The organism is Vibrio vulnificus NBRC 15645 = ATCC 27562 (assembly GCF_002224265.1).
Lineage (GTDB): Bacteria > Pseudomonadota > Gammaproteobacteria > Enterobacterales > Vibrionaceae > Vibrio > Vibrio vulnificus.
Genome location: NZ_CP012882.1, coordinates 98,749 through 119,895, shown reverse-complemented (window position 1 = coordinate 119,895; position 21,147 = coordinate 98,749). Strand labels below are relative to the sequence as shown.

General features: G+C 45.6%; 22 protein-coding genes. 6 read left to right on the top strand and 16 right to left on the bottom strand.

What is annotated here, in order from left to right; translation table 11 throughout:
• Positions 1 to 4 precede the first annotated feature (4 nt).
• A complete protein-coding gene (locus AOT11_RS16325) occupies positions 5 to 2,029 on the bottom strand; it encodes a S8 family serine peptidase (protein ID WP_017420101.1) in 2,025 nt (674 codons plus the stop codon).
• A gap of 440 nt (positions 2,030 to 2,469) precedes the next feature.
• On the opposite strand from AOT11_RS16325, the gene AOT11_RS16320 reads away from it, so the two are divergent.
• From AOT11_RS16320 to tdh, 3 genes are all read left to right on the top strand, one after another.
• Positions 2,470 to 3,723 (top strand): SGNH/GDSL hydrolase family protein, encoded by a 1,254-nt coding sequence (locus AOT11_RS16320; protein WP_017420102.1) that lies wholly within the window; start codon positions 2,470 to 2,472, stop codon positions 3,721 to 3,723.
• 273 nt (positions 3,724 to 3,996) lie between these two features.
• Positions 3,997 to 5,190 carry a glycine C-acetyltransferase gene (locus tag AOT11_RS16315; protein WP_011082341.1) on the top strand — a complete coding sequence of 398 codons (1,194 nt, stop codon included), beginning with the start codon at positions 3,997 to 3,999 and terminating at the stop codon, positions 5,188 to 5,190.
• 114 nt (positions 5,191 to 5,304) lie between these two features.
• Positions 5,305 to 6,336, top strand: coding sequence for an L-threonine 3-dehydrogenase (gene tdh, locus AOT11_RS16310; protein WP_017420103.1), 1,032 nt, complete (start codon positions 5,305 to 5,307; stop codon positions 6,334 to 6,336).
• Between the two features lie 79 nt (positions 6,337 to 6,415).
• Here tdh and AOT11_RS16305 read toward each other — a convergent pair whose 3' ends face one another.
• The 4 genes from AOT11_RS16305 to AOT11_RS16290 all read right to left on the bottom strand — a co-directional run bounded on the left by AOT11_RS16305 (position 6,416) and on the right by AOT11_RS16290 (position 8,718).
• Positions 6,416 to 6,916 carry an opioid growth factor receptor-related protein gene (locus tag AOT11_RS16305; protein ID WP_017420104.1) on the bottom strand — a complete coding sequence of 167 codons (501 nt, stop codon included), beginning with the start codon at positions 6,914 to 6,916 and terminating at the stop codon, positions 6,416 to 6,418.
• A gap of 76 nt (positions 6,917 to 6,992) precedes the next feature.
• A complete protein-coding gene (locus tag AOT11_RS16300) occupies positions 6,993 to 7,256 on the bottom strand; it encodes a hypothetical protein (RefSeq protein ID WP_011082346.1) in 264 nt (87 codons plus the stop codon).
• Between the two features lie 185 nt (positions 7,257 to 7,441).
• Positions 7,442 to 7,975 carry a hypothetical protein gene (locus AOT11_RS16295; RefSeq protein ID WP_017420105.1) on the bottom strand — a complete coding sequence of 178 codons (534 nt, stop codon included), beginning with the start codon at positions 7,973 to 7,975 and terminating at the stop codon, positions 7,442 to 7,444.
• Positions 7,976 to 8,109: 134 nt separating this feature from the next.
• Positions 8,110 to 8,718: a hypothetical protein gene (locus tag AOT11_RS16290; protein WP_017420106.1), complete on the bottom strand. Its 609-nt coding sequence runs from the start codon at positions 8,716 to 8,718 to the stop codon at positions 8,110 to 8,112.
• Positions 8,719 to 8,935: 217 nt separating this feature from the next.
• On the opposite strand from AOT11_RS16290, the gene AOT11_RS16285 reads away from it, so the two are divergent.
• Both AOT11_RS16285 and AOT11_RS16280 read left to right on the top strand, forming a co-directional pair.
• Positions 8,936 to 9,220 (top strand): type II toxin-antitoxin system TacA family antitoxin, encoded by a 285-nt coding sequence (locus tag AOT11_RS16285; RefSeq protein WP_011082348.1) that lies wholly within the window; start codon positions 8,936 to 8,938, stop codon positions 9,218 to 9,220.
• Entirely contained in the window at positions 9,217 to 9,495 is a 279-nt protein-coding gene (locus AOT11_RS16280) for a type II toxin-antitoxin system RelE/ParE family toxin (RefSeq protein WP_017420107.1), read from the top strand. Before AOT11_RS16285 ends, AOT11_RS16280 begins: the two co-directional genes overlap by 4 nt.
• A gap of 135 nt (positions 9,496 to 9,630) precedes the next feature.
• On the opposite strand, the gene AOT11_RS16270 is transcribed toward AOT11_RS16280, so the two are convergent.
• The 6 genes from AOT11_RS16270 to AOT11_RS16245 all read right to left on the bottom strand — a co-directional run bounded on the left by AOT11_RS16270 (position 9,631) and on the right by AOT11_RS16245 (position 15,262).
• Positions 9,631 to 10,056 carry a hypothetical protein gene (locus tag AOT11_RS16270; RefSeq protein WP_017420108.1) on the bottom strand — a complete coding sequence of 142 codons (426 nt, stop codon included), beginning with the start codon at positions 10,054 to 10,056 and terminating at the stop codon, positions 9,631 to 9,633.
• A gap of 1,121 nt (positions 10,057 to 11,177) precedes the next feature.
• Positions 11,178 to 11,693, bottom strand: a complete 516-nt coding sequence (locus tag AOT11_RS16265) for a lipocalin family protein (protein ID WP_017420109.1) — start codon at positions 11,691 to 11,693, stop codon at positions 11,178 to 11,180.
• Positions 11,694 to 11,809: 116 nt separating this feature from the next.
• Entirely contained in the window at positions 11,810 to 12,433 is a 624-nt protein-coding gene (locus tag AOT11_RS16260) for a hypothetical protein (protein WP_017420110.1), read from the bottom strand.
• Between the two features lie 36 nt (positions 12,434 to 12,469).
• The gene (locus AOT11_RS16255) at positions 12,470 to 12,934 is read right to left on the bottom strand and encodes a hypothetical protein (protein ID WP_017420111.1); all 465 of its coding nucleotides are present in this window, start codon (positions 12,932 to 12,934) and stop codon (positions 12,470 to 12,472) included.
• Between the two features lie 249 nt (positions 12,935 to 13,183).
• Positions 13,184 to 13,912 carry a MipA/OmpV family protein gene (locus AOT11_RS16250; protein ID WP_017420112.1) on the bottom strand — a complete coding sequence of 243 codons (729 nt, stop codon included), beginning with the start codon at positions 13,910 to 13,912 and terminating at the stop codon, positions 13,184 to 13,186.
• A gap of 213 nt (positions 13,913 to 14,125) precedes the next feature.
• Positions 14,126 to 15,262 carry a VarG family subclass B1-like metallo-beta-lactamase gene (locus AOT11_RS16245; RefSeq protein WP_026050396.1) on the bottom strand — a complete coding sequence of 379 codons (1,137 nt, stop codon included), beginning with the start codon at positions 15,260 to 15,262 and terminating at the stop codon, positions 14,126 to 14,128.
• 113 nt (positions 15,263 to 15,375) lie between these two features.
• Here AOT11_RS16245 and AOT11_RS16240 point away from each other — a divergent pair, with 113 nt between their 5' ends.
• A complete protein-coding gene (locus AOT11_RS16240; RefSeq protein WP_017420113.1) occupies positions 15,376 to 16,308 on the top strand; it encodes a LysR family transcriptional regulator in 933 nt (310 codons plus the stop codon).
• Between the two features lie 114 nt (positions 16,309 to 16,422).
• Here AOT11_RS16240 and AOT11_RS16235 read toward each other — a convergent pair whose 3' ends face one another.
• From AOT11_RS16235 to AOT11_RS16215, 5 genes are all read right to left on the bottom strand, one after another.
• Positions 16,423 to 17,127, bottom strand: coding sequence for a hypothetical protein (locus AOT11_RS16235; RefSeq protein WP_017428794.1), 705 nt, complete (start codon positions 17,125 to 17,127; stop codon positions 16,423 to 16,425).
• Between the two features lie 52 nt (positions 17,128 to 17,179).
• A complete protein-coding gene (locus AOT11_RS16230; RefSeq protein ID WP_017420115.1) occupies positions 17,180 to 17,602 on the bottom strand; it encodes a hypothetical protein in 423 nt (140 codons plus the stop codon).
• A gap of 514 nt (positions 17,603 to 18,116) precedes the next feature.
• Entirely contained in the window at positions 18,117 to 19,037 is a 921-nt protein-coding gene (locus AOT11_RS16225) for an IS5 family transposase (protein ID WP_017420116.1), read from the bottom strand.
• Positions 19,038 to 19,363: 326 nt separating this feature from the next.
• A complete protein-coding gene (locus tag AOT11_RS16220; protein ID WP_017420759.1) occupies positions 19,364 to 20,398 on the bottom strand; it encodes an IS110 family RNA-guided transposase in 1,035 nt (344 codons plus the stop codon).
• Between the two features lie 203 nt (positions 20,399 to 20,601).
• Positions 20,602 to 20,964: a YgiW/YdeI family stress tolerance OB fold protein gene (locus AOT11_RS16215; RefSeq protein WP_026050781.1), complete on the bottom strand. Its 363-nt coding sequence runs from the start codon at positions 20,962 to 20,964 to the stop codon at positions 20,602 to 20,604.
• Between the last annotated feature and the right edge of the window lie 183 nt (positions 20,965 to 21,147).

Sequence of the window (21,147 nt, the reverse complement as noted above, 5' to 3'; positions counted from 1 at the left end):
CTCCTTACTGGAAGGTTAATGTCCAGCTATTAATCGTCCCTGTGTCTCTTCTGGCACTGTCTACGGCTTTTAGTTCCCAAACACCTTGAGATTCAAAACCGCTGAAATCCACTTGGTAGCTTTGACGAATGTCATTCGCTGAACCGCCAGAGTTGTTGTGCAGCACCACTTCTCCACCAGTTGGTGAGGTGAGTGTGACCTTAAGATCGCCAATGTATGTGTGGCTGATATCCAAGTCGATGCTAACCACACCAGCATCGCCTGAGCGCGCTACATCCAAAACGCTGATCACACCCGCACGCGAATTATCAGGGATCGACACCACATTGCTGTTGGTGTACGTATCTCCACCCGTACCTACTGGGCCATTACAACCGGCATCTAAGTACGCTTTGGCAGCGTCAGCATTGATCAAGCCGTAGCCTGTACGGTTGTCACGTCCTGCGACATCGATATCGGTTGCCGTTGCGGTTAACGCCTTACGCACTTGCTGCGCGGTACAAGTTGGGTGGAAGCTCCAAACTAAGCCCGCGACGCCGGTCACGTGTGGCGTCGCCATTGACGTGCCATTGTAGTACTCGTAATCGCGACCTGTGGTGGTGGAAACCGTCAACGTTTGACCAACTACGTTCGCCAGCTCCAGACCCAATGTGCGATCAACCGTCATTGAGACCATGCGGTAGCTGTCGTTGTTATCGAGCACAAATGGATTCTGCAAGCCCGGCAGTGCCGAATTACTGTAGACAATCGCCGCGCTGGCTCCAGCATCGTGACACGCTTTCACCGCGTTGATTTCTGGACGAGCGGAGGCGGTTTGATTGTCGATACGCTCAGTCAAACAGATTTTGCCACTCATATCGCCACACACATATTGGCCGGAAGAGACGTCACAAGAGGCGAGCGCTGCGGTAACATTGCCTGCCACGGGGGCTGGCACATAATTGCTGCCGCTAACAATCAGGCGATTATGTGGCACCACACCACGGTCAAAGTAGCTGCTGCCATTGAGTGAGATATCGGAAAGCACCCCTTCACCCACGGTGACGGTTGAAAGAATCGCCACACCTGGCGCGGCAATTTCTACTTGGTTAGTGGCTTGAGAAAACGCTGCGTGGTCGTTGTTGCTGTCCACCGCCGCAACGGACATGACAGAATCGTAAGAAGCCGGGTAGCTGTGAGCGGTATTGCCCGAGTTACCTGCCGCAGCAATCAATAACACGCCTTGATCGTAAATCGTCTTCAGGGCATTTTCTTCCGTGCGGCTAGATTGGCTACCACCAAGGCTCATGTTCACAACATTCGCGCCGTTGTCAGCACAAGTTTGAATCGCCTTCACCAAGCTCGAAGAGTATCCCCAGCCTGATTCGTTAAACACCTTCACAATGTGCAGATTGACGTTTTGATTCGGCATAATGCCTTTCACGCCTTCATTGTTGGCAATCGCTGCGATGGTGCCTGCAACGTGAGTGCCGTGGGCGTTGTTATTACCCGGATCGCTCCATGATCCTGTGCCACTGTCGTTGCTGCCATTAACGCGGTTACCGCTTAAGTCGTTGTGGCTTAAATCGTAGCCAGAATCGATGATACAAACGGTGCGATTGCCAGCGTCACTGTCCATCAACAATTGGGCGTTGACCGCGCCATAACCCCAAGGCGTCGTTTCACTGAGTAAATAGCGTGGTGGATCCACTTCGACATATTCCACATCCGTGTGGTTTCTCAGTTCACCGAGTTCTGAGTTGTCGATTTCAACGCTATAAATGGCTTGATTGCCAAGCCTTTCGACTTTTCGCGCTTTGACTTTATCCAACACCGCTTCACGAACCATGTTTGGCGCAAAGAAGCGGTTATGAGTCATTGCTGAGCGAGCGTTACTGCCTTCCTTAAATTTCACGATGTATTTGGTGGGAAGATCACTTTCGTCGAAGGCCATCGGCGGAACTGCGTGAGCCGATGTGGACGTCATGATGGCTGCAGCAAGGGCAGTGAGGGATAAAATCCCGGAAGCTTTTGTTGTTGTGTAATGCATTTGCTCTATTCCTTTTGAGCTGGTTATTTATGCGTAAATGCGCAATGAAAAGTCACTTCATGAGTTTTCAATTGCGTTACTTAGCTATAACGCTTGATTATAAAATGCCAAAAAAAATGCATCATATAGAACAGATAATGAACAGGCTGTCACCGATTAAACAGAACGAGTGAACATGGTTTGTTCGATTAAAACTCTTATAAAGCAAAAGCTTAATTACTAAAAAGTGAATGTTAAACTATTGTGAGTGAGTAATTATTCTAAATTTATAAATTATGGTGCTATAAATCTCATGAATGCTTTTTGACTTTGGTACCAGTTTTGTAAAATTGAATACTTAGTTAGTTGACTTGATAGAGTTTGTACTCAAAATGAGAAGGTTCCCAGTGAGAAATGCTCTCAACTGGTGATTAATAATCAAAACATAAGAAGATAGTTCTATGAAGAAGATAACTATTCTGTTGGGTGCTCTGTTGCCCTTCACATCTGCAGTGGCGGATGAGCCAGCTCTCTCTCCTGAAGCGATCACTTCAGCACAGGTGTTCAGTACGCAAAGCAAAGAAACGTATACTTATGTACGTTGTTGGTATCGAACGGGCAACTCTCATGACGAATCGGCGACCGATTGGGAATGGGCGGAAAATCCGGACGGCAGCTACTTTACCATCGACGGTTACTGGTGGAGCTCGGTTCGTCTGAAAAACATGTTCTACACCAACACATCACAAAACGTGATTAAGCAACGTTGTGAAGAGACGCTAGGAGTCACGCACGATGCCGCAGACATCACCTATTTTGCCGCGGACAACCGTTGGTCATACAACCACACCATTTGGACCAATGATCCGGTGATGCAAGCCGATCAAATCAACAAGATTGTCGCATTCGGTGACAGCCTTTCTGATACCGGCAACATCTTCAACGCAGCGCAGTGGCGCTTCCCCAACCCAGATACCTGGTTCCTTGGCCATTTCTCTAACGGTTTTGTTTGGACGGAATACATCGCGCAGGCGAAGAAACTGCCTCTTTATAACTGGGCTGTGGGCGGCGCGGCTGGTTCCAACCAATACGTGGCGCTAACTGGCGTGAAAGATCAGGTACTTTCTTACCTCACGTACGCCAAAATGGCGAAAAACTACAAGCCAGAAAACACCTTGTTCACTCTGGAATTTGGCTTGAACGACTTCATGAACTACAACCGCGAAGTGGTGGATGTGAAAACCGATTTCAGCACCGCACTGATCAAACTCACTGACGCAGGGGCGAAGAACATCATGCTGATGACCTTACCCGACGCAACCAAAGCGCCACAGTTCAAGTACTCCACCCAAGCGGAAATAGAGAAAGTGCGCGCGAAGATCGTCGAGTTTAATGAGTTCATCAAAGCGCAAGCAGCCTTCTACATCATTCAGGGTTACAACATTACCCTCTACGATACACATGGCCTGTTTGAACAACTGACGCAAAACCCACAGCAACATGGTTTTGTAAATGCCAGCGACGCCTGTTTGAACATCAATCGTGCCTCTTCTGCGGATTACCTATACAGCCACAGCTTGACCAACGAGTGTGCCACTCACAGCTCAGACAAATACGTGTTCTGGGGCGTGACGCATCCCACCACGGCAGTGCACAAGTACATCGCCGAGAAAATGCTCGCACCAGGGGCAGGCATGCAACGCTTTAATTTTTAGGTCAACAGAGCCTAACATCTCTTAGCGTTAACAATGAAAACGGAAGCCAAGTGCTTCCGTTTTCTTTTTAGGATGGGATGGGGGAGGGGTATAAATTTCATTTGTGCCTGAAATTCACTAATGCTTTTCCAAATACTGGGATAATCGTTTTCTCTGCCATGGATTACACTTGAAAGTAATAACGCGCATTCGCCTGTGACCATTATCACATAAAGGCTGCCCTATAATCAGCCGACCTCAAGGTTGGCCAATCAAACTGGAAGGAAATTCTCCATGTCGTCTGCATTTTACCAGCAAATTCGCGATCAACTTGAAGATGTGAAAGCGGAAGGTCTCTACAAATCTGAACGTATTATTACTTCTCACCAGCAAGCAGCCGTTAAGATTGCCAGTGGCGAAGAAGTGCTGAACTTCTGTGCCAACAACTACCTAGGTTTGGCGAACCACCCTGCGCTGATTGAAGCGGCAAAAGAGGGCATGGACGGCCACGGTTTTGGTATGGCGTCTGTGCGCTTTATCTGTGGTACACAAGACATCCACAAAGAGCTAGAGCAAAAGCTTTCTCAGTTCCTAGGTAAAGAAGACACCATCCTATACACCTCTTGTTTCGATGCCAACGCGGGCCTATTTGAAACCTTACTGGACAAAGAAGACGCTATCATCTCTGACGCACTGAACCACGCTTCTATCATCGATGGTGTACGCCTATGTAAAGCAATGCGTTTCCGCTACTCAAACAACAACATGGCTGAGCTAGAAGAGCAATTGATCGCAGCAGATGCGGCTGGCGCTCGCCACAAGTTGATCGTCACCGACGGCGTGTTCTCAATGGATGGTGTGGTTGCGAACCTACCAGCAATTTGTGACCTTGCGGATAAATACAACGCACTTGTGATGGTCGATGACTCTCACGCGGTCGGCTTTATGGGCAAAAACGGCGCTGGTACGCACGAGTACCACAACGTGATGGATCGCATCGACATCATCACTGGCACACTTGGTAAAGCAATGGGTGGCGCATCAGGCGGTTACACATCCGCAAAAGCAGAAGTGATCGACTGGCTACGTCAGCGTTCTCGTCCATACCTATTCTCAAACTCAGTGGCACCAGCGATTGTTGCAGCCTCAATTCGCGTATTGGATTTGCTACAAGAAAGTGGCGATCTACGTGAGCGCCTATGGGAAAACGCAGCGCACTTCCGCACCCGTATGGAAGCGGCTGGCTTCACCATGGGTGGTGCCGATCACGCCATTATTCCAATCATGCTAGGCGATGCCAAAGTGGCCGCAGAGTTTGCTGAGCGTGCGCTTGCAAAAGGCATCTACGTCATTGGTTTCTCTTTCCCTGTAGTGCCAAAAGGCCAAGCGCGTATTCGTACGCAAATGTCTGCAGCGCACTCACGCGAGCAACTAGACCGCGCTATCGATGCCTTCATCGAAGTGGGCAAAGACATGGGTATCATCTAGGGTCCTAGTACCTAGTACCTAGTACCTAGTACCTAGTACCTAGTACCTAGTACCTAGTACCTAGTACCTAGTACCTAGTACCTAGTACCTAGTACCTTTATTTAAGGCTAAATTATGAAAATCAAAGCACTATCAAAGCTAAAGCCAGAAGAAGGCATTTGGATGACCGAAGTGGACAAGCCTGTTCTTGGCCACAACGATCTGCTGATCAAAATTAAGAAAACCGCGATTTGTGGTACCGACGTACACATCTACAACTGGGACGAATGGTCACAAAAAACCATCCCAGTTCCTATGGTGGTTGGTCATGAATACGTGGGTGAAGTGGTTGGCATTGGCCAAGAAGTCCGTGGTTTTGAAATCGGCGACCGCGTTTCTGGCGAAGGTCACATCACGTGTGGCCACTGTCGTAACTGCCGTGGCGGCCGCACGCACTTGTGCCGCAACACCATTGGTGTGGGCGTAAACCGCACAGGTTGTTTCTCTGAATACCTTGTGATCCCTGCGTTCAACGCCTTTAAGATCCCTGCAAACATCTCTGATGATCTTGCGTCTATCTTCGACCCGTTTGGCAACGCAGTACACACTGCGCTGTCGTTCGATCTGGTTGGTGAAGATGTACTGATCACCGGCGCTGGTCCAATCGGCATCATGGCGGCAGCGGTTGCGAAGCACGTTGGTGCGCGTCACGTCGTGATCACCGATGTGAACGAATACCGCCTCGACCTAGCACGCAAAATGGGCGTGACTCGCGCGGTGAACGTTGCCGAGCAGAAGCTTGACGATGTGATGGCAGAGCTAAGTATGACAGAAGGCTTCGATGTGGGCCTAGAGATGTCGGGCAACCCATCCGCATTCAACTCAATGCTGAAAACCATGAACCACGGTGGCCGCATTGCACTGCTTGGCATTCCACCATCAGACATGGGTATCGATTGGAACCAAGTGATCTTCAAAGGCTTGGTGATCAAAGGTATCTATGGCCGTGAAATGTTTGAAACTTGGTACAAGATGGCAAGCTTGATTCAATCTGGCCTTGACCTAACACCAATCATCACTCACCACTTCAAAGTGGATGATTTCCAGCAAGGCTTCGACATAATGCGCAGTGGCATGTCAGGCAAAGTGATTCTTGATTGGGAATAATCGGCTCTAGCCAAAAACAACGAAAGCGCTCCGAAAGGGGCGCTTTTTCGTTGTCATCCATCGGTATGCTTCGCGTTTCTCACTCTTCTAGAGCATGGCACCAATACTGCTGCGTTTTCTCCGAGACACTGCCCACTTGCTTGGCGGCAGAGAGAAGGAAATCACACAGGTTGCGTGCAATGCGCTCATTACCCAATAGATACAAGCTGCGAATTGCTCGCGTTAATCGTAGTTGGTTGTGGTCGTGGTGTTTAAGCCAGACATGATTAGTAGGGCTGAGCGGCAGTAACGATGAGATTTCATCGCCATTTCTCACCATGCCCCAAAATTCGAGCATGAGGTCGAGGGCCTTCAAATGCGCGGTGCGAAGGGCTAAAGAGTTGGCAAATTGCTCTCTGTCTTGCACTGTTACAAGAGGAGCGTGTTGATTGAACTTGGTTCCCTCGTCAATCGGAAACAGCACTTGTATGTATTTGTGGTCGTGCTCCAACCAAAAGTGGTTGTAAGCCAGCAACTGTTCTATGTTGCGACCAAACTTATCTGGCGCTTCGCCAGAGATGAAACGAGCGATCTCACTCATTGAAAATCCTATAAAAACTCTGTAGTGGGGAATGTGTTTTGAGTGAAGCCTTCACAACGCCACAGTGAAACGGTGGCTAACGTTTTTCACACTCTTTCTTATCTTTGAATAAGTTTGTGAGTGCCGTTGCTTCCGTCCGCTCAAGATCTTGGTATGCGTCAAAAGCATCGCCATTTTTGTAGCCTAATAAGCATAAACCACCTTGAATGATCAGGGTAAAAAGCGACACAACAAGCACCAAAAACGGGATCACACCAAACATATCAATCGAAATCAAAATGGAAGACAAGACGATAGCAATGGCAGAAATCACGACTTTAACTTTGCTAGTAAAAACCATAACGCACTCTATTATTTGGAATTTTAGCCATTTTATAAGTTCTCAGTTGCGCATAGTGATTGCTTGGTCACATGAAAGCGACAGAGACCACGCCGCAGGGCGGGTATGTAGTGATGTGGGGGTTGCCGATTTGAGTTCTAAGCCCAACGCATGTGGGGATGCGTTGGGGGGACTTTCATCGTTTTCTAATTGATAACTTCTGATAGATATTCATCATACGTGTTAGCACAAGACTCAAAGGCGTCCATGGTATCCGTGCGTTTTTTAATCTCACCAGAGTTTTCATTATGGGTGCAGTAACGTTTTACGGTAACTTCTAGTTCTGCGTCGATATTTTCCTGAGTTAAAGCGATGGCTGCACCCTGATTCTGGAAATTCTTATAAGACAAATAAACATCAATATAGTATTCGCCAGATATCATTCGACCTCCTGCTTTAACGCCATTTTTCAAACGGTTGTGCGTGAAATCGTACTTACTTGCCAACTTAACATAAAGTGATTCGAGTTTTTGACTAGCAACAGATTCTTTGGCACCAAAGATCCGCTTGGCGGCTCGAGGAAAACGTAAACGGGTGTTTTTCTCAATAGCTTCTATCAACGACTCTTTTTCAGCTTCGTCGATCTCTTGCTTTGAGAATGCATTGTTGTACAAATTTATTAACTGTTTTTCGTTAAATTTATCTTCTTCAATTTTATTAATTAAATCTTCGATTTTCATAATTTTATAATATGGGTTAACATGAGTTGCCTAAGGTATAAACTAGGCAATATGATATTTCCGTGTTTTGACTTATACAAAAACCAACGCATAGTAAAAATGCCATGCGTTTCAATTCCCACTTTAACTGTTTGTTAATTGCGCTTTAAATGACTTATGAGAATCGATTCGAGTTTGTTAATTGTATCTTTTATTTCTATAGACATATTATCTTTCTCGTACGGATCTTTGACTACTTTAAATTCTATATGTTTCCAAACATCCGGATGTTTTTTGTAGAAATCTAATATTTCTGGCTTAGGATCATTTTGATATTCAATAACAGCATCCATGGCATGTCTTAAATCTAATGCTATATCTTTTAATGCAACAATCAATTTTTTTACTTCTTTGCCTAATAAAACCTCAGTTTCCAAAGAAAGGGATGATAATTCCTGAACAGACTCTCTTACAGGCTTCCATCGTTTGTCAAATAATTTTTTCCATACTTCTAATTTTTGTTCTTTATTATTATCCAACTCTTCCAAATATTGAGAACTTCCGAGGATAATCATTGAGCGAGATGATTGAATCGCATCTCGATAGTTATATACAGATTTCATTAAATTTTTTGATATTTCGAAATTGTTTTTCCCTTTTAATTCTCTTTTCCAATTTGTAACACCGTAACATGCGATTCCAAACGTACCAAGTGCACTTAAACCGACAATAATATCTGATATTGATGAAATGACTTCTGACATACTAAATATTTATCTCTAAACCGTTGTTATTCGAGAGAAACAAACTCCCTGTTAAGGTGTGAGCAACCCTATCACGAAACTATTGCACCTTAAACACGAAACCCAACGATGGAATGAAAAATGCCATGCGTTGGGAATCATTCTTAAATTGTTTGTTAGTTGCCCATCTCAAAGCCTAGTGCTAACATTTGTACACACGCCAACAAAGGAATACATCATGGACACTAGAATTCAATTTCGTGTTGATGAAGAAACAAAACGCCTAGCTCAACAAATGGCTGAGAGCCAAGGTCGCACTCTTAGTGACGCATGCCGTGAACTTACTGAGCAACTCGCTGAACAACAAAGAAAAACATTGTCTCACGATGCATGGCTAACTGAACAAGTAAATCTAGCATTTGAGAAGTTTGACTCAGGAAAATCCGTTTTCATTGAGCACCAAACTGCTAAATCTCGAATGGAAGAGCGCAAAGCCAGAATCCGTAATCGAGGTAAGCAATGATTTTATGGGAAGAAGAGTCACTTAATGATCGTGAAAAGATCTTCGAGTTTCTCTATGACTTCAACCCTGATGCGGCAGAAAAAACTGACAACCTCATTGAAGCAAAAGTAGAAAACTTGCTTGAACAACCTTTAATGGGTGTACAACGAGATGGCATCCTCGGTCGATTACTCATTATTCCTGAGATTTCGATGGTTATCTCTTACTGGGTCGAGGGCGATATCATCCGAGTTATGCGTGTCCTCCACCAGAAACAAAAATTCCCTACGGATTGATTGCTTCCTCCGGGGAACTAACGCCCGCTTAAGGGGTGAGCAACGCCATACCGATGCCGCTGCATACCGCCTTAAGCACTAAACGCAACGCATAGTGAAAATGCCACGCGGCATGAATCCCACTTAAACGCCTCGTTATGTTCGCGCTTTTTTCACTTCAGAGTAAAGCCAAAAGGTATGAGTAATGGTCAAAGCAATAAACAAAAGTGGAATAAACAACGAAAATACTGATATCAAAATATACATTTGTGACATCACTAACTTTTCTAAGATCCCTTCGCTGTGGGCCCACCCTGCAGCATGACCATCCGAAAATAAGCCAAACGAGCCATAATAGTAGAGTAAGTACATCAATACAGACTCTTTCCAAAAGCCTCTCTGCATATATTTGACCGAGAAATGAGATACTCCAAACGCTAAAAAGCCACCTAATCCAATAAATATAAAGTCAAAAGGATACTTAATGGCTGTAGTAAGAAAGGCTCCTCCTGAAACCGTTACCGCAATAACGAGACCTAGAAGAAATGTAACAATCGCATTGGTAACTTTGATTTGATCCATATGTCCTCCGTACGGAAGGAAGTATTATGAAATAATACGCAATGCTTAGAGCACCAAAATACGTAAAACTCGGTCGACCTCAATGTTTGGCAGCGAGAACATAATTACTTCTAGCAATCACTGTGTTTATCTAACCTTTGCAATTGTGTTTTAGGTTTCACAATGAATGCTAACTTAATGCGCAAATACTAGCATAACACTCAATAAAGTCATTACGCTTTAAGTGGTTATTATCACACTTTTATTGCTAGTTAATGGTTTGATATATAGAGGAAAAATTTATAAATGACTGGAGGTTTAGACCGTCTTGTAATGAGCGCTGACACTATGGTTTTCTCAACAAACTTCCAGCGCACTCTGCAGGATGGATTCTGCATCACGCTCGTACCTCGCTGTCCAGAATGACGAGCTTAAAGAGCGGTGTTTTGTGAGGGCTCTTTAAGCGCCAGGTGTCAGTGAAGAGGCCGATAAACACAGAGCTCACCGCCTGTCATTCCAGCAAGCCTAGGCGCGACTAGGAATCCATTTATAGACAAGCGCTAGAACTACGGTTTTCTCACCGAACTTCCAGCGCACTCTGCAGGATGGATTCTGCATCACGCTCGTACCTCGCTGTCCAGAATGACGAGCGTAAAGAGCGGTGTTTTGTGAGGGCTCTTTAAGCGGCAGGTGTCAGTGAAGAGGCCGATAAACACAGAGCTCACCGCTTGTCATTCCAGCAAGCCTAGGCGCGACTAGGAATCCATTCATCGACGAGCGCTAGAGCTGCGGTTTTCTCACCGAACTTCCGGCGCACTCTGCGGGATGGATTCTGCATCACGTTCGTGCCTCGCTATCCAGAATGACGAGCTTAAAGAGCGGTGTTTGGGGGGCTCTTTAAGCAGAGATGCAAGTGAAGAGGTCGATAAAGACAGAGCTCACAGTCTGTCATTCCAGCAAGCCTAAGTGCGACTAGGAATCCATTTGTCGACAAGCGCTAGAGCTGCGGTTTTCTCAATGAATTTCCAGCGCGCTCTGCGGAATGGATTCTGCATCACGCTCGTACCTCGCTGTCCAGAATGACGAGCTTGAAGAGCGCCTCCTAGAGAAAGCGTGATCGTTAAGCGTTCTTATCTCTGGCGTTATTTCTGCTCAACAAAGATTAGGCGCTCGGTATCAAATCCCCGTTCTTTGGCCATGGAGACGAAAGTATCGATGAGCGATTGGTCGACGGTCGGGGTTCGTGCTAAAAGCCATAAATAGTCAGTATTAGGGCCAGAGACAAAGGCGTATTGGTAGTCGGTTTTGTCGAGTGCAAACACCACATAAGAGCCGTAAAACGGGCCAAAAAACGAGACTTTCAAGTAACCTTCAGAGTCGCCATTGACGAAGTAGGCTTTTCCTTCGGCTTCTTTCCATTGGTTTTCATCGGCCAAAAAGCCTTTGTTGAGTACCGCGACACCGCCATCGTCTTTTAAGGTGTATTCGGCGGTAACTTGAGTTAAGCCTTCTTCAAAAGAGTGGTCGAGGCGGGCGATTTCGTACCATTTCCCCAAATAATTTTGTAGGTTGAACTCGTCGACGGGTTTGACGGTTTCTGGCATACCAAGACAACCAGTCAGCGTCATTGAAAGTGCCAACAGTAGAATTTTTCTCACAATTCGCTCCTGAAAAAATGAGTTTCACGTTTCCTTCAAGTCTAAGCGTTTGAACTAAAAATACAAAACCCAACATGAAGTTGGGTTTTCGACAGAAAAGTGCATAAGTGAACGGGTTAAAATGGTCGAGTCAAAATTGTCGGGTCTGCACTAAGCGTTTCACAGTCTTTGTATAAGTCGGCATCTAACTGGCGGTAAGGGGCTTGCTCTAGATACTGAACAGCGAAAGCTTTTTTCGCCTCTTCTATCCCATCAGAATAGACGGGAGAAATGGAGGTATTGTGCCAATGGTAGTTGACATCAGTGACGTAGAAATCAGGACCCAAATAAGGTAAGCGAAAGACCAAGGTTTGGTTACAAGGGGTAAAGGTGCCCAAATGTGTGCCCGATGCATCGGTGGCTTTTGTCGAAGTGATGGCAATGAAACTGCCCGGCTTCGCTTTACCCACGATATAACGCCTGTCTTCCGTGTAGCGATACCACAACGAAGAAAACCAATCCTCTGTAAAACGTCCGGTCTCGAAATCAACGCTGCCAAGGGAGAGTTTGATGTCGTAAATACTCGTGACGTTACCCAGAACGAAATAGGCATCGGTTTCCTCGGTTACAGGTGAGCTTTCTACAGGTGCTGCATCTGAAGGCGCGTTGTTTTCCGTGGTGGTATCTTGCGGAGTAGTGCCGGTTGCAGCACAGCCGGTTAACGCGAGTGCGGCTAGCACGATTTGCCAAAGTTTGATCATGTTTTCTCCCCATCGCTTATTGATACACGCGCTTTACTACTCACACCAGCTGTCCCCCGCAACTGGTTCGGAATATTCTCGCTGTTCTCCTTGTGCGGGTACTTTTTGGCCATTTTGTATTTCATACAAGTAGACGACACATCCGCCATAAGAGGAGACTATAAGCACTTCGTAATCCGTTTTGGCCTTTGGTGTGAACGTACCTGTGATTGAACAGGATTTTTGACTCACATAGTCGGAGAAGCCAAAACCAAATGAGAAACTTTGTGGAGTGTCTGATAACACGGTGACGTTTTTGTAGGCCATTTTTTCTACCTCAGCAGCCTTTTGTTTGCCAGTGCACTGAGCCGCTTCTTTGTAGATAAAAACTTCCGCGTTGCCGCGACCTTGGTTGTGAAACTTGATGGTAGAGACATTTTCTCCAGTGGGTTCAACATAAGGCGTGGAAACACAGCCTGTTAATGTTGCTAGAAAAGCGAGGCTAATCAATGGTCTAAACATGTAAGTCACCTAAAACTCAAAAAGGTCAAGGCCTTGTTAAAAGGCTTGTGGATAAAGAGAGGATCTTACAATAGGGCGTCTGTACTCACTGCAGTATAAATGTGAACTCATACGTATATGTTAATTAATGCTTGTGTTTGATTTGGCTCGCTTATTCTTACTTATTGCTGTTCGTTGAAAATAAAAAGCGCTCGTTGTTCGAGCGCTTTGGTTATTCCCTAGAGGGGAGTTTTGTGGGAATTTGAGTTATTAAAACTTATACGCCCCGCCTAAGCTGATTTGCCAAGCAAGGTCGTTTTGAATCAACGGGCTACTCGAATCGTGATGTTCAAACTCCACTTTGGCAATGGCTAGCCACTGCTCGGTGATGTCATAGAGTGAAATCAAACCTGCCTTGTAAACCCAAGTCTCATCCGCGTCAAATTGCGCTAAACCGGAAGCCGCAGATTCTTGCGCTGAGACGTTGTAAAGATGCTGCGAGAGTTTTTTGGATCGGTAATCCACTTCAACATAAGGGGAGAGCACCCACTGATCAAACGGGGTATCAAAAGCGCGACCAAGGTGGAGTTGAATCTCATAACCGTCGTGAACATTGGTGACATCTTGTAGGTAGGTGAGGCGTGCGCCAACCGTACCCACGGTGATACCAAGATCGGCATTACCATCACGGTTTTTGATGCCGCGGGGAATGTCATCAAAATCGTCCGACACTTCGGCAAAACGCAGGTTACCCGACAGACCCAACCAAGGAGTGAGAGAATAATTGGCTAAGCTGCCATCAATAAAGCCGTATTGTCCGTTGTAAAACAAAGAGGGTTCAATGCCAGCTTTGGCCCCATCCGTTGAAAATGCGGATTCGCCGTAGGTGACACCCGCGCCAACAAACGCGTAATCTTGGTATTGCTCTTGTGCCCACACGGGAGCAGACAGTACCAGCAGGGGAATGGACACGCGCATGCCGCGCATAAGATTTTTCATGGCTAACTTCCTTTTTCTTTTCGTTTTATAAAAGAACGGCTAAGTGGCGGTTTTCTTACATCAAGGTGGGCTTAATTCGTTGTTTTTGGGTTTGTTTGCAAAAGGGCTTTGTGTTGATGGCGAATAAAGCAGAGTAAAAACAGAGAATTACTTTTGAAACGCCACCCAGCCACGATGGGCAGGGTGGTGTTTTTGAAGTGGTTTGACGATGAATTAATGATCAATCATATCGGCAAGAATCATTGCTGCATGAGTTTCAACCGCTCCGGAATTAAAACCGTACATGTGGCCATATTTACTTGCTAATGCGGTGTGTACGTTGCGGGTAATCTCTTCTTGCCAACGTTTAAACCAAACGAAATGGTTACCATCGCTGAGCATTGGCGTGTAAGGCACCACTTCAAGTTGTTTGCCCACTTCCGCCCTTACATCGGCGATGTATTGCAGTAGATCTTTCACATCCTGTTTTGAACCGATGTTGCCGTGGCCACCATTAATGAAATCCCATTGCCAGCCAAGGTGTTTACCGAGCAAGTTTTCGAGATCTTCTTCATAACCGTGGAAGTGCTCTGCGCCAGCAAAGTTGTAAAACGGCAATTGGTCAGGGTTAATCATGTCAGCGAAATGCAGCACGCGATCACTCGGAATCAGAATCATGGTGTTATCTGGGGTATGGCCAGAGCCTGCTGGCGCGATCAAATGCACTTTGACGGAACCGAACTTCACCACCTTCGGTTTTCTTAGGTCGTAGACATCAGTTGGTGCTGGCACTTTTGTTGTTTTTACGCCGTTTTCATTGGTTTCTGCATGCTGGGCGATTTTGTTGGCCACTGCTTGGCTGGCAATCACGCGTACTTTGTTCACGCTCGGATAGTTTTGCTTGATCAGCTCGACCAATTGGTTGCCACCACCAACATGATCAAGGTGGTAGTGTGAGTACATAATGGTGGTAATCGGCTTGTTGGTGATGGATTGCACGCCTTTGAAAAGCGCATCGATGCGGCCATCGCCTAATGGGTCAATCAGCATCACCGAATCTTCGTTAACGATTACCGTGGCATTGTAATAGTTGACGCCAATCCAATAGGTGTTTTTGCCCAGCTTCTGCACGGTGGCTTTGCTGTCGTCAAACTGGCGCTCGTAGAGATTGTTGATTTTCTGGCCCACTTTGAGCACTTGAGTGGCCGATGGTTCGACTTCGCTAGGCAGTGTGCTCTGCACTGTTTCGCCTGGGAAAACAATCGCACGTTGTTGATCGTGGCTGTGGTTGTGGTTGTGGTTTGCAGCGCCAGCATTGAAAGACAGCAGTGCGGCAGTGATTGGGGCTAAAGCAAAGGTGAATCGTTTCATTTTTTTCTCTCCTCATCAGGTGAGGAAGAAGATAAATGAGAAACACATATATCAAAAATGCATGATTGTTATAGTATGTATATCACTCACGCAGGAAATTATTAGGTATTTTGATGGTCGCTCCCGAGATCAATTTGCGCAGTATTGACTTAAATCTGTTAACTATTTTAGAAAAACTGTTGATTCACAAGCATATTAGCCAAGCAGCTCAAGCGTTGAACATGAGTCAGCCTGCGGTAAGTCGAGCATTGATGCGTCTGCGCGAACAATTTGGCGATCCACTGTTGGTGAAGGTCAACCGCGAGTACCGTTTAACCGCTAAGGGGGAATACCTTCGTCGCGAGTTAGAAAGCTCATTGAATACGATTCGGCAGATGCTGGTGGATGATGCGTTTGATCCGTTGCAGCACGCAGGGGTGTTCACCATAGGTGCACTGGATTTTGAAATGATGATGATTGTGCCAAAGCTGTTGGCGCGTTTTCAGCAGCGAGCCCCCAAGTTGAAACTGCAAATTGTGCCGTATAACGCGTACATGCCATTGCACGATTACTTAGAGAAAGTGGCGGATCTGCTGCTGTATTCGACCGATGATTCCCCCACCAATGTGTTTAAGCAGCGACTCTTCAATGATAACTACGCGGTGGTGATGTGCCGAAATCACGCGCTTGCCAATCAATCCATGACGTTGGAGCGTTACTGCCAAAGCCGACACGTAATCGTCTCAGGTAATGGGTTGGGAAAAACCGATATCGACCATGAGCTAAAAAGGCTGAACCAGCAGCGCGAAGTGGTGGCGTCACTGCCGCATTTTTCAATGGTGCCGGAGTTGTTGATCAACACTGATCTGATTGCAACGTTGCCAAGGCGTTTAGTTAGCCATTTAAGCCATCGTTATGAGATAACCGTTGCTGAACTGCCATTTTACACCGCAGATTTTCGGGTTGAACAATTTTGGCATTTGATTCACCACAGCAACCCCGCGCACCAGTGGGTTCGGCAAGAGATCAAAAACATGGTGGATGAAGAGATAGAAGCAAGGCGTTAAGCACGCAAAACCGCGTGCTTAGCTATGTCAAATTTCAAAGTAATATCTCAAGGCAATGATAAAAAAGAGGCACAATCATTTGTACCTCTGATGCTTAAAACGGGCCTTTCAGCTTCACTGGGGGAAGATCGCCAAACTGCTGGCGAGGTGCAAAGCACACAACAACGCCAAAGCTAGGCAGGAGTAGTTAATCCACTTGGCAATATTGGGCTTTTGAATGGCGACCAGCGATGGCAGCACCGCGAACTCCCTGCCTCCCCAATCTCGGCTTTTGAAGTCAAAACAGAGGCTCAAAAACAAGAAATGGCTGGCGGTAACAATGCGAGCGTGGAAGAAATCCTCTGCTTGCAACGCAATGATCAGCGAGGCCAAATCCGCCAGCAGTATCGTCACTTTGGGCAAAATATAGCGATATTCCACCAACAACAGTTGCAATAACCACAGGGTGTAAATCGCCTTTAGTTGCCACAGCACTGCGGTGCCAAACAACTGCAATTGTCCGGAGCCGAGTACTTGGGTTTGCTCGGCTTGGCTGATCCAGACCAAGATGGCAAAAGACAAACAGACGGAGACAGCGAAAGATAACCACGCTTTCTTGCGTCTTTGTACCAATAAAAAACCACCCGCCTGTAAAACAAAAAACACCATAAATGCTTTATCCATCAGTGCCAAAGGAAGCAGATGGAGTAGAGCGACCACACAAAGCAGATTGAAGCCACTTTCTAACAACAATATCCGAGTGATTTCGGCTTGGTTATCCTCAATCAAGGCCTTGAGTGAGGGCGTAAAGACGTGCGTTGAAACGGTGACTCTATGCAAATCGCCAGATCCGAAGATCTGGCGGCTGATTTGGTAGGCGTTCGTGTGGAAGTTAGAAGCTACGTTGCATATTGACGCGGTTCGCCACTTCCAAATATTCAAAGATATGGGTGGGAATGTTTTGCAAAAATGCGGTTAGGTTGACTTCCATTGCCTCGGTAAAGCCAGCGCGACATGGGAATGGGTCGGTGTTACCCACAATAAGCAATTTTGGCGTTTTTCCTTCCCAAATAAGTTTTGCTTCGTATTCAGGATTAGCGACTTCAACAACACATGTGTTTACTTCTGAACGGAAAATCCCATCTTTGATGGTGTAGCCATTGTAAAAAGTGATTGGTGTTTTTGAAGAGGTTGGGAAAGTGACGGGGGCGTTTGGCACCGAACTGCCTTCACCAGGAAAAGTAATGGCTGTGTTTGCAGAGGCAACAGATGAAGCAATAAGTGTCAGTAGGCCAAGCAATTTTATCGTTTTCATGATACTTCCTATTTTTTTGATTTGGGAACATTCCCATCTGGAAATGTATAGTGCAATCAAATGAGAATGAATATCAATTGTATTTATTTTGGTAGAGTGTCACATATTATTTTTATATAAGTTTCTGCTTATTAATTGCCATGGCTTTGTAGTAGAGCCTCTGGGTTTGTACTGGATGCTCTGATTATCTTCAAAGTCTCATTGTTGAGAATTTTGAGGTGGTAATTGAGTTTAGTTATTTTAAATCAGTTGGTTAGTGTTGTTTGAATGCAATTTGGCTATTGCTAATTTAGTGGCTTGTTATGGAAGTGTCATGGCAGAGAACAATTTATGACGTGGTAATAACAGAATTTTCCTACAAGCAATTAAGCTGTGTGTCTTACAAAACAGACAAGGAGTGTTGTTGATAAAGAGAGAGTAAAAATGACAGTAGAAAAAGTATTGATTATCGACTCACAACCCCTTTACGCGGCTTTGTTTCCTAATTCGAAAACACGCCTAACATGACTAATTGTTAGGTGATCACCATCGTTTCGGGTATACCAAGCCCTGTAAGTTTGTTCAGCGCTTTAATCATGGCGTAAGTTTCACCAACCTGAGCATTGTAGTTTCTCAGACTTAATCGCCCACCTAACAACTGCTTCACTCGATGCATTGCTGTCTCTGATAGTGAGCGTTGATGATAGCCGTACCGCTTTTTCCACTTATTGTTGGAGCCGTAGAGCTTTTGGCAACCTACCGCTAAGTTCCTAGGGTGACCATTCTCCCAGAAGGCTGCCCCTTCTCTTGGAGGGATGAGTGGGACAGCTCGTTTGAACCGTATGGCATCGTAGCAATCCCTTGTGTCATAAGCGCCATCGCCAGATATCTCGATAATTCTTCGGCGTGTTTGCTTGAGCAAGTTAGGAAGGACTTCTGCATCGGTAACATTAGATAAACTCAGTTCTGCCGCGACGATTTCGTGAGTGCTGGTGTCTACCGCTAAATGCAACTTTCTCCAGACTCTTCGCTTCCCGTCAGTACCATGCTTCTTGACCTTCCACTCACCTTCGCCATAAACCTTGAGACCTGTTGCATCAATAGCTAGATGCTGTATTGCACCTCTACTCTTTGGTTTAAATGAAACCTCGACTTGCTTAGCTCTTCGACTGATACAACTGTAATGTGGGCAGACTATAGGGACGTTAGCCAATGAAAAAACAGAATCGATAAACCCTTGCAATGCTCTCAACGGCATTGAGAAAACTCGTTTCACCATAAGCGCAGTAGTAATGGCTAAGTCGCTGAACTGACGAGGTCTACCTCGTTTATCTTGTTTGCTCTGCTTCCACTGGCGAATGGCTTCTTCATCAATCCAGAAAGTGAGTGAACCACGGTTGATTAAGGCTTTGTTGTACTGTTTCCAGTTCGTTGTTTTGTAGCGAGGTTTAGGCATGAGACTAGGATAATTAACTTACTTAGCCGATCAGATCGCAACCTTCTGATTTAGTTCCCTCGAATTACGCAACATATATGGACGCACCTCAGGATGCAATGACTGATTCAATGATACGGTCGCTAACATATATCCGACGTCTTTCTAGGTCTACTACGTGACCTGCGCCATGATGTAATCCGCTCCTCACTGTCTTTTCAAAGCCTCGGTTTCAATAACCTCGTTGCGTTATCAGAGTGTAGTAAGGATGGTTCACCGTTTATTCATCAGCTATTGCAAACTCAGTTGCTTCTTGAGGATATCTCCTTAGAACTTAGTATTTTTAATCAAACAGGCTTAAATGCCTGATTAATATCGTATTCGCTATTTTTCGCCAAGATGTGCCATGCTACCCGACCGAGCTTGTTTGCAAGAGCGACAATCGCTTTTGCTTTGCCTCGGCGTGCAATGAGTCCTCTCAACCATACTCCCATAGCATCCGCTTTGTTAGCTCCGCACCGAACCACTGCGCGAGCACCGTGGATAAGTAATGCTCTCAATTCGCGATTGCCATTCTTCGATAGAGAGCCGAGACTACTTTTTCCACCTGTACTATTTTGTTTTGGAACTAGGCCACACCATGCTGAGAACTGGCGACCATTTTGGAATTGGTTTCCAGCACCTACCTCACTAATCAGAGCCGCTGTCAAAATCGGACCAAAACCAGGAATATTCCGAATAGCCTCATATTTTGGATTTTGCTGACTCAACATGGTGACACTTTGGGTCATTTCATCTATCTCTTCGCTAAGACTGACAAAGTCACAGTATAAAGTTTGCAGTAAGTTCCTCATTACTGGGGAAAGAGCATTCTCTGCGTCTTCAAGAGCTAGCGGTAAATGACTTCGTAAAGCTTTAATGGAGAGAGGAAATACTACCCCGTATTCAGCAGCCAATCCTCTGATCTGGTTCGCCAAGGCAGTTCTGTTCTCTACCAAACGTTTACGGACACTGCGTATCGCTTTGAGGTCTTGTTGTTCAACAGACTTAACAGGAACGAAGTGAAGATTAGGTCTAGAATAGGCTTCGCAAATGGCTCTTGCATCATTAGCATCGTTCTTTTGCCGCCCAACAAATGGTTTTACATGCTGAGCTGGAATAAGAGCCACTGTGTATCCTAGCTCTTGAAATATTCTGCCCCAATGATGAGAAGTTGCACATGACTCCATTGCAAGAGCAGTTTGCTCAGGTAGTTGGCGGACAGTATCTAGAAGCTTATCTCGCTTTACCTTTCTGTTTGATAAAATTTGTCCATTTGTACCCAGCACACATACTTGGAAGAGATTTTTCGCTATATCAATACCGACAACTTTAATAGGCATACTTGTTACTCCTGCTCTCAATGGTTGTACTATTAGTTTGGTACAACGACGCTAGAAGGGAGGTGCGTCCATCACATCAAAGTCTGTGTGTCTGTCAATGTTGTTCAAAATAAACGTTAGCGAATTTGAAGAATACCAAACGAGTTGAGTAATGGCGTTTCAACGTCGTTTGGTACGCAGAGCAACACAGAGGCAGGTGTTATTTACAGTTTTTGGATAGAGTCCACATCGATTTTTGTCGACACGAGTTCACTGTCTACTTCACCAATGATGAGCACTTTATCTTTTGGAGCGACATTCTGCCCACGCCAATCTTCGTGATCGATTTCCACCTGAATTTCGCCAGTCGCATCTTTAAATAGGTAGATTTCATTTCCGAGGGATTGAACGATGTTCCCTGTCAGTTCAACGGCCGTATCATCGCGCGCGGTCAGTGCATTGGCTACTGTATTGACGCCGCCCACTGTTGGACCCGTAAAACCACCTTGCTGTTGTTGAGCGTCGAAAGCTGCAAAAGCGGAGTGAGATGCAAGCAAAACAAATGGCACTAATAGGATTTTTTTCATAATGACTTCCTCTTTTTGATGGTTTTGATTATTCATCATCAAATGTGAAGCAATCGTGAAGCTTTCGCTAAGACAAAGTGTTAGATGAATATTGAGTGATGGATTTGGTTATGAAACGAACTGAATTCAATGGTATCAATTTGTTCAATAATTGAGAGAGGCTTATTTGATATGTGAATCCGC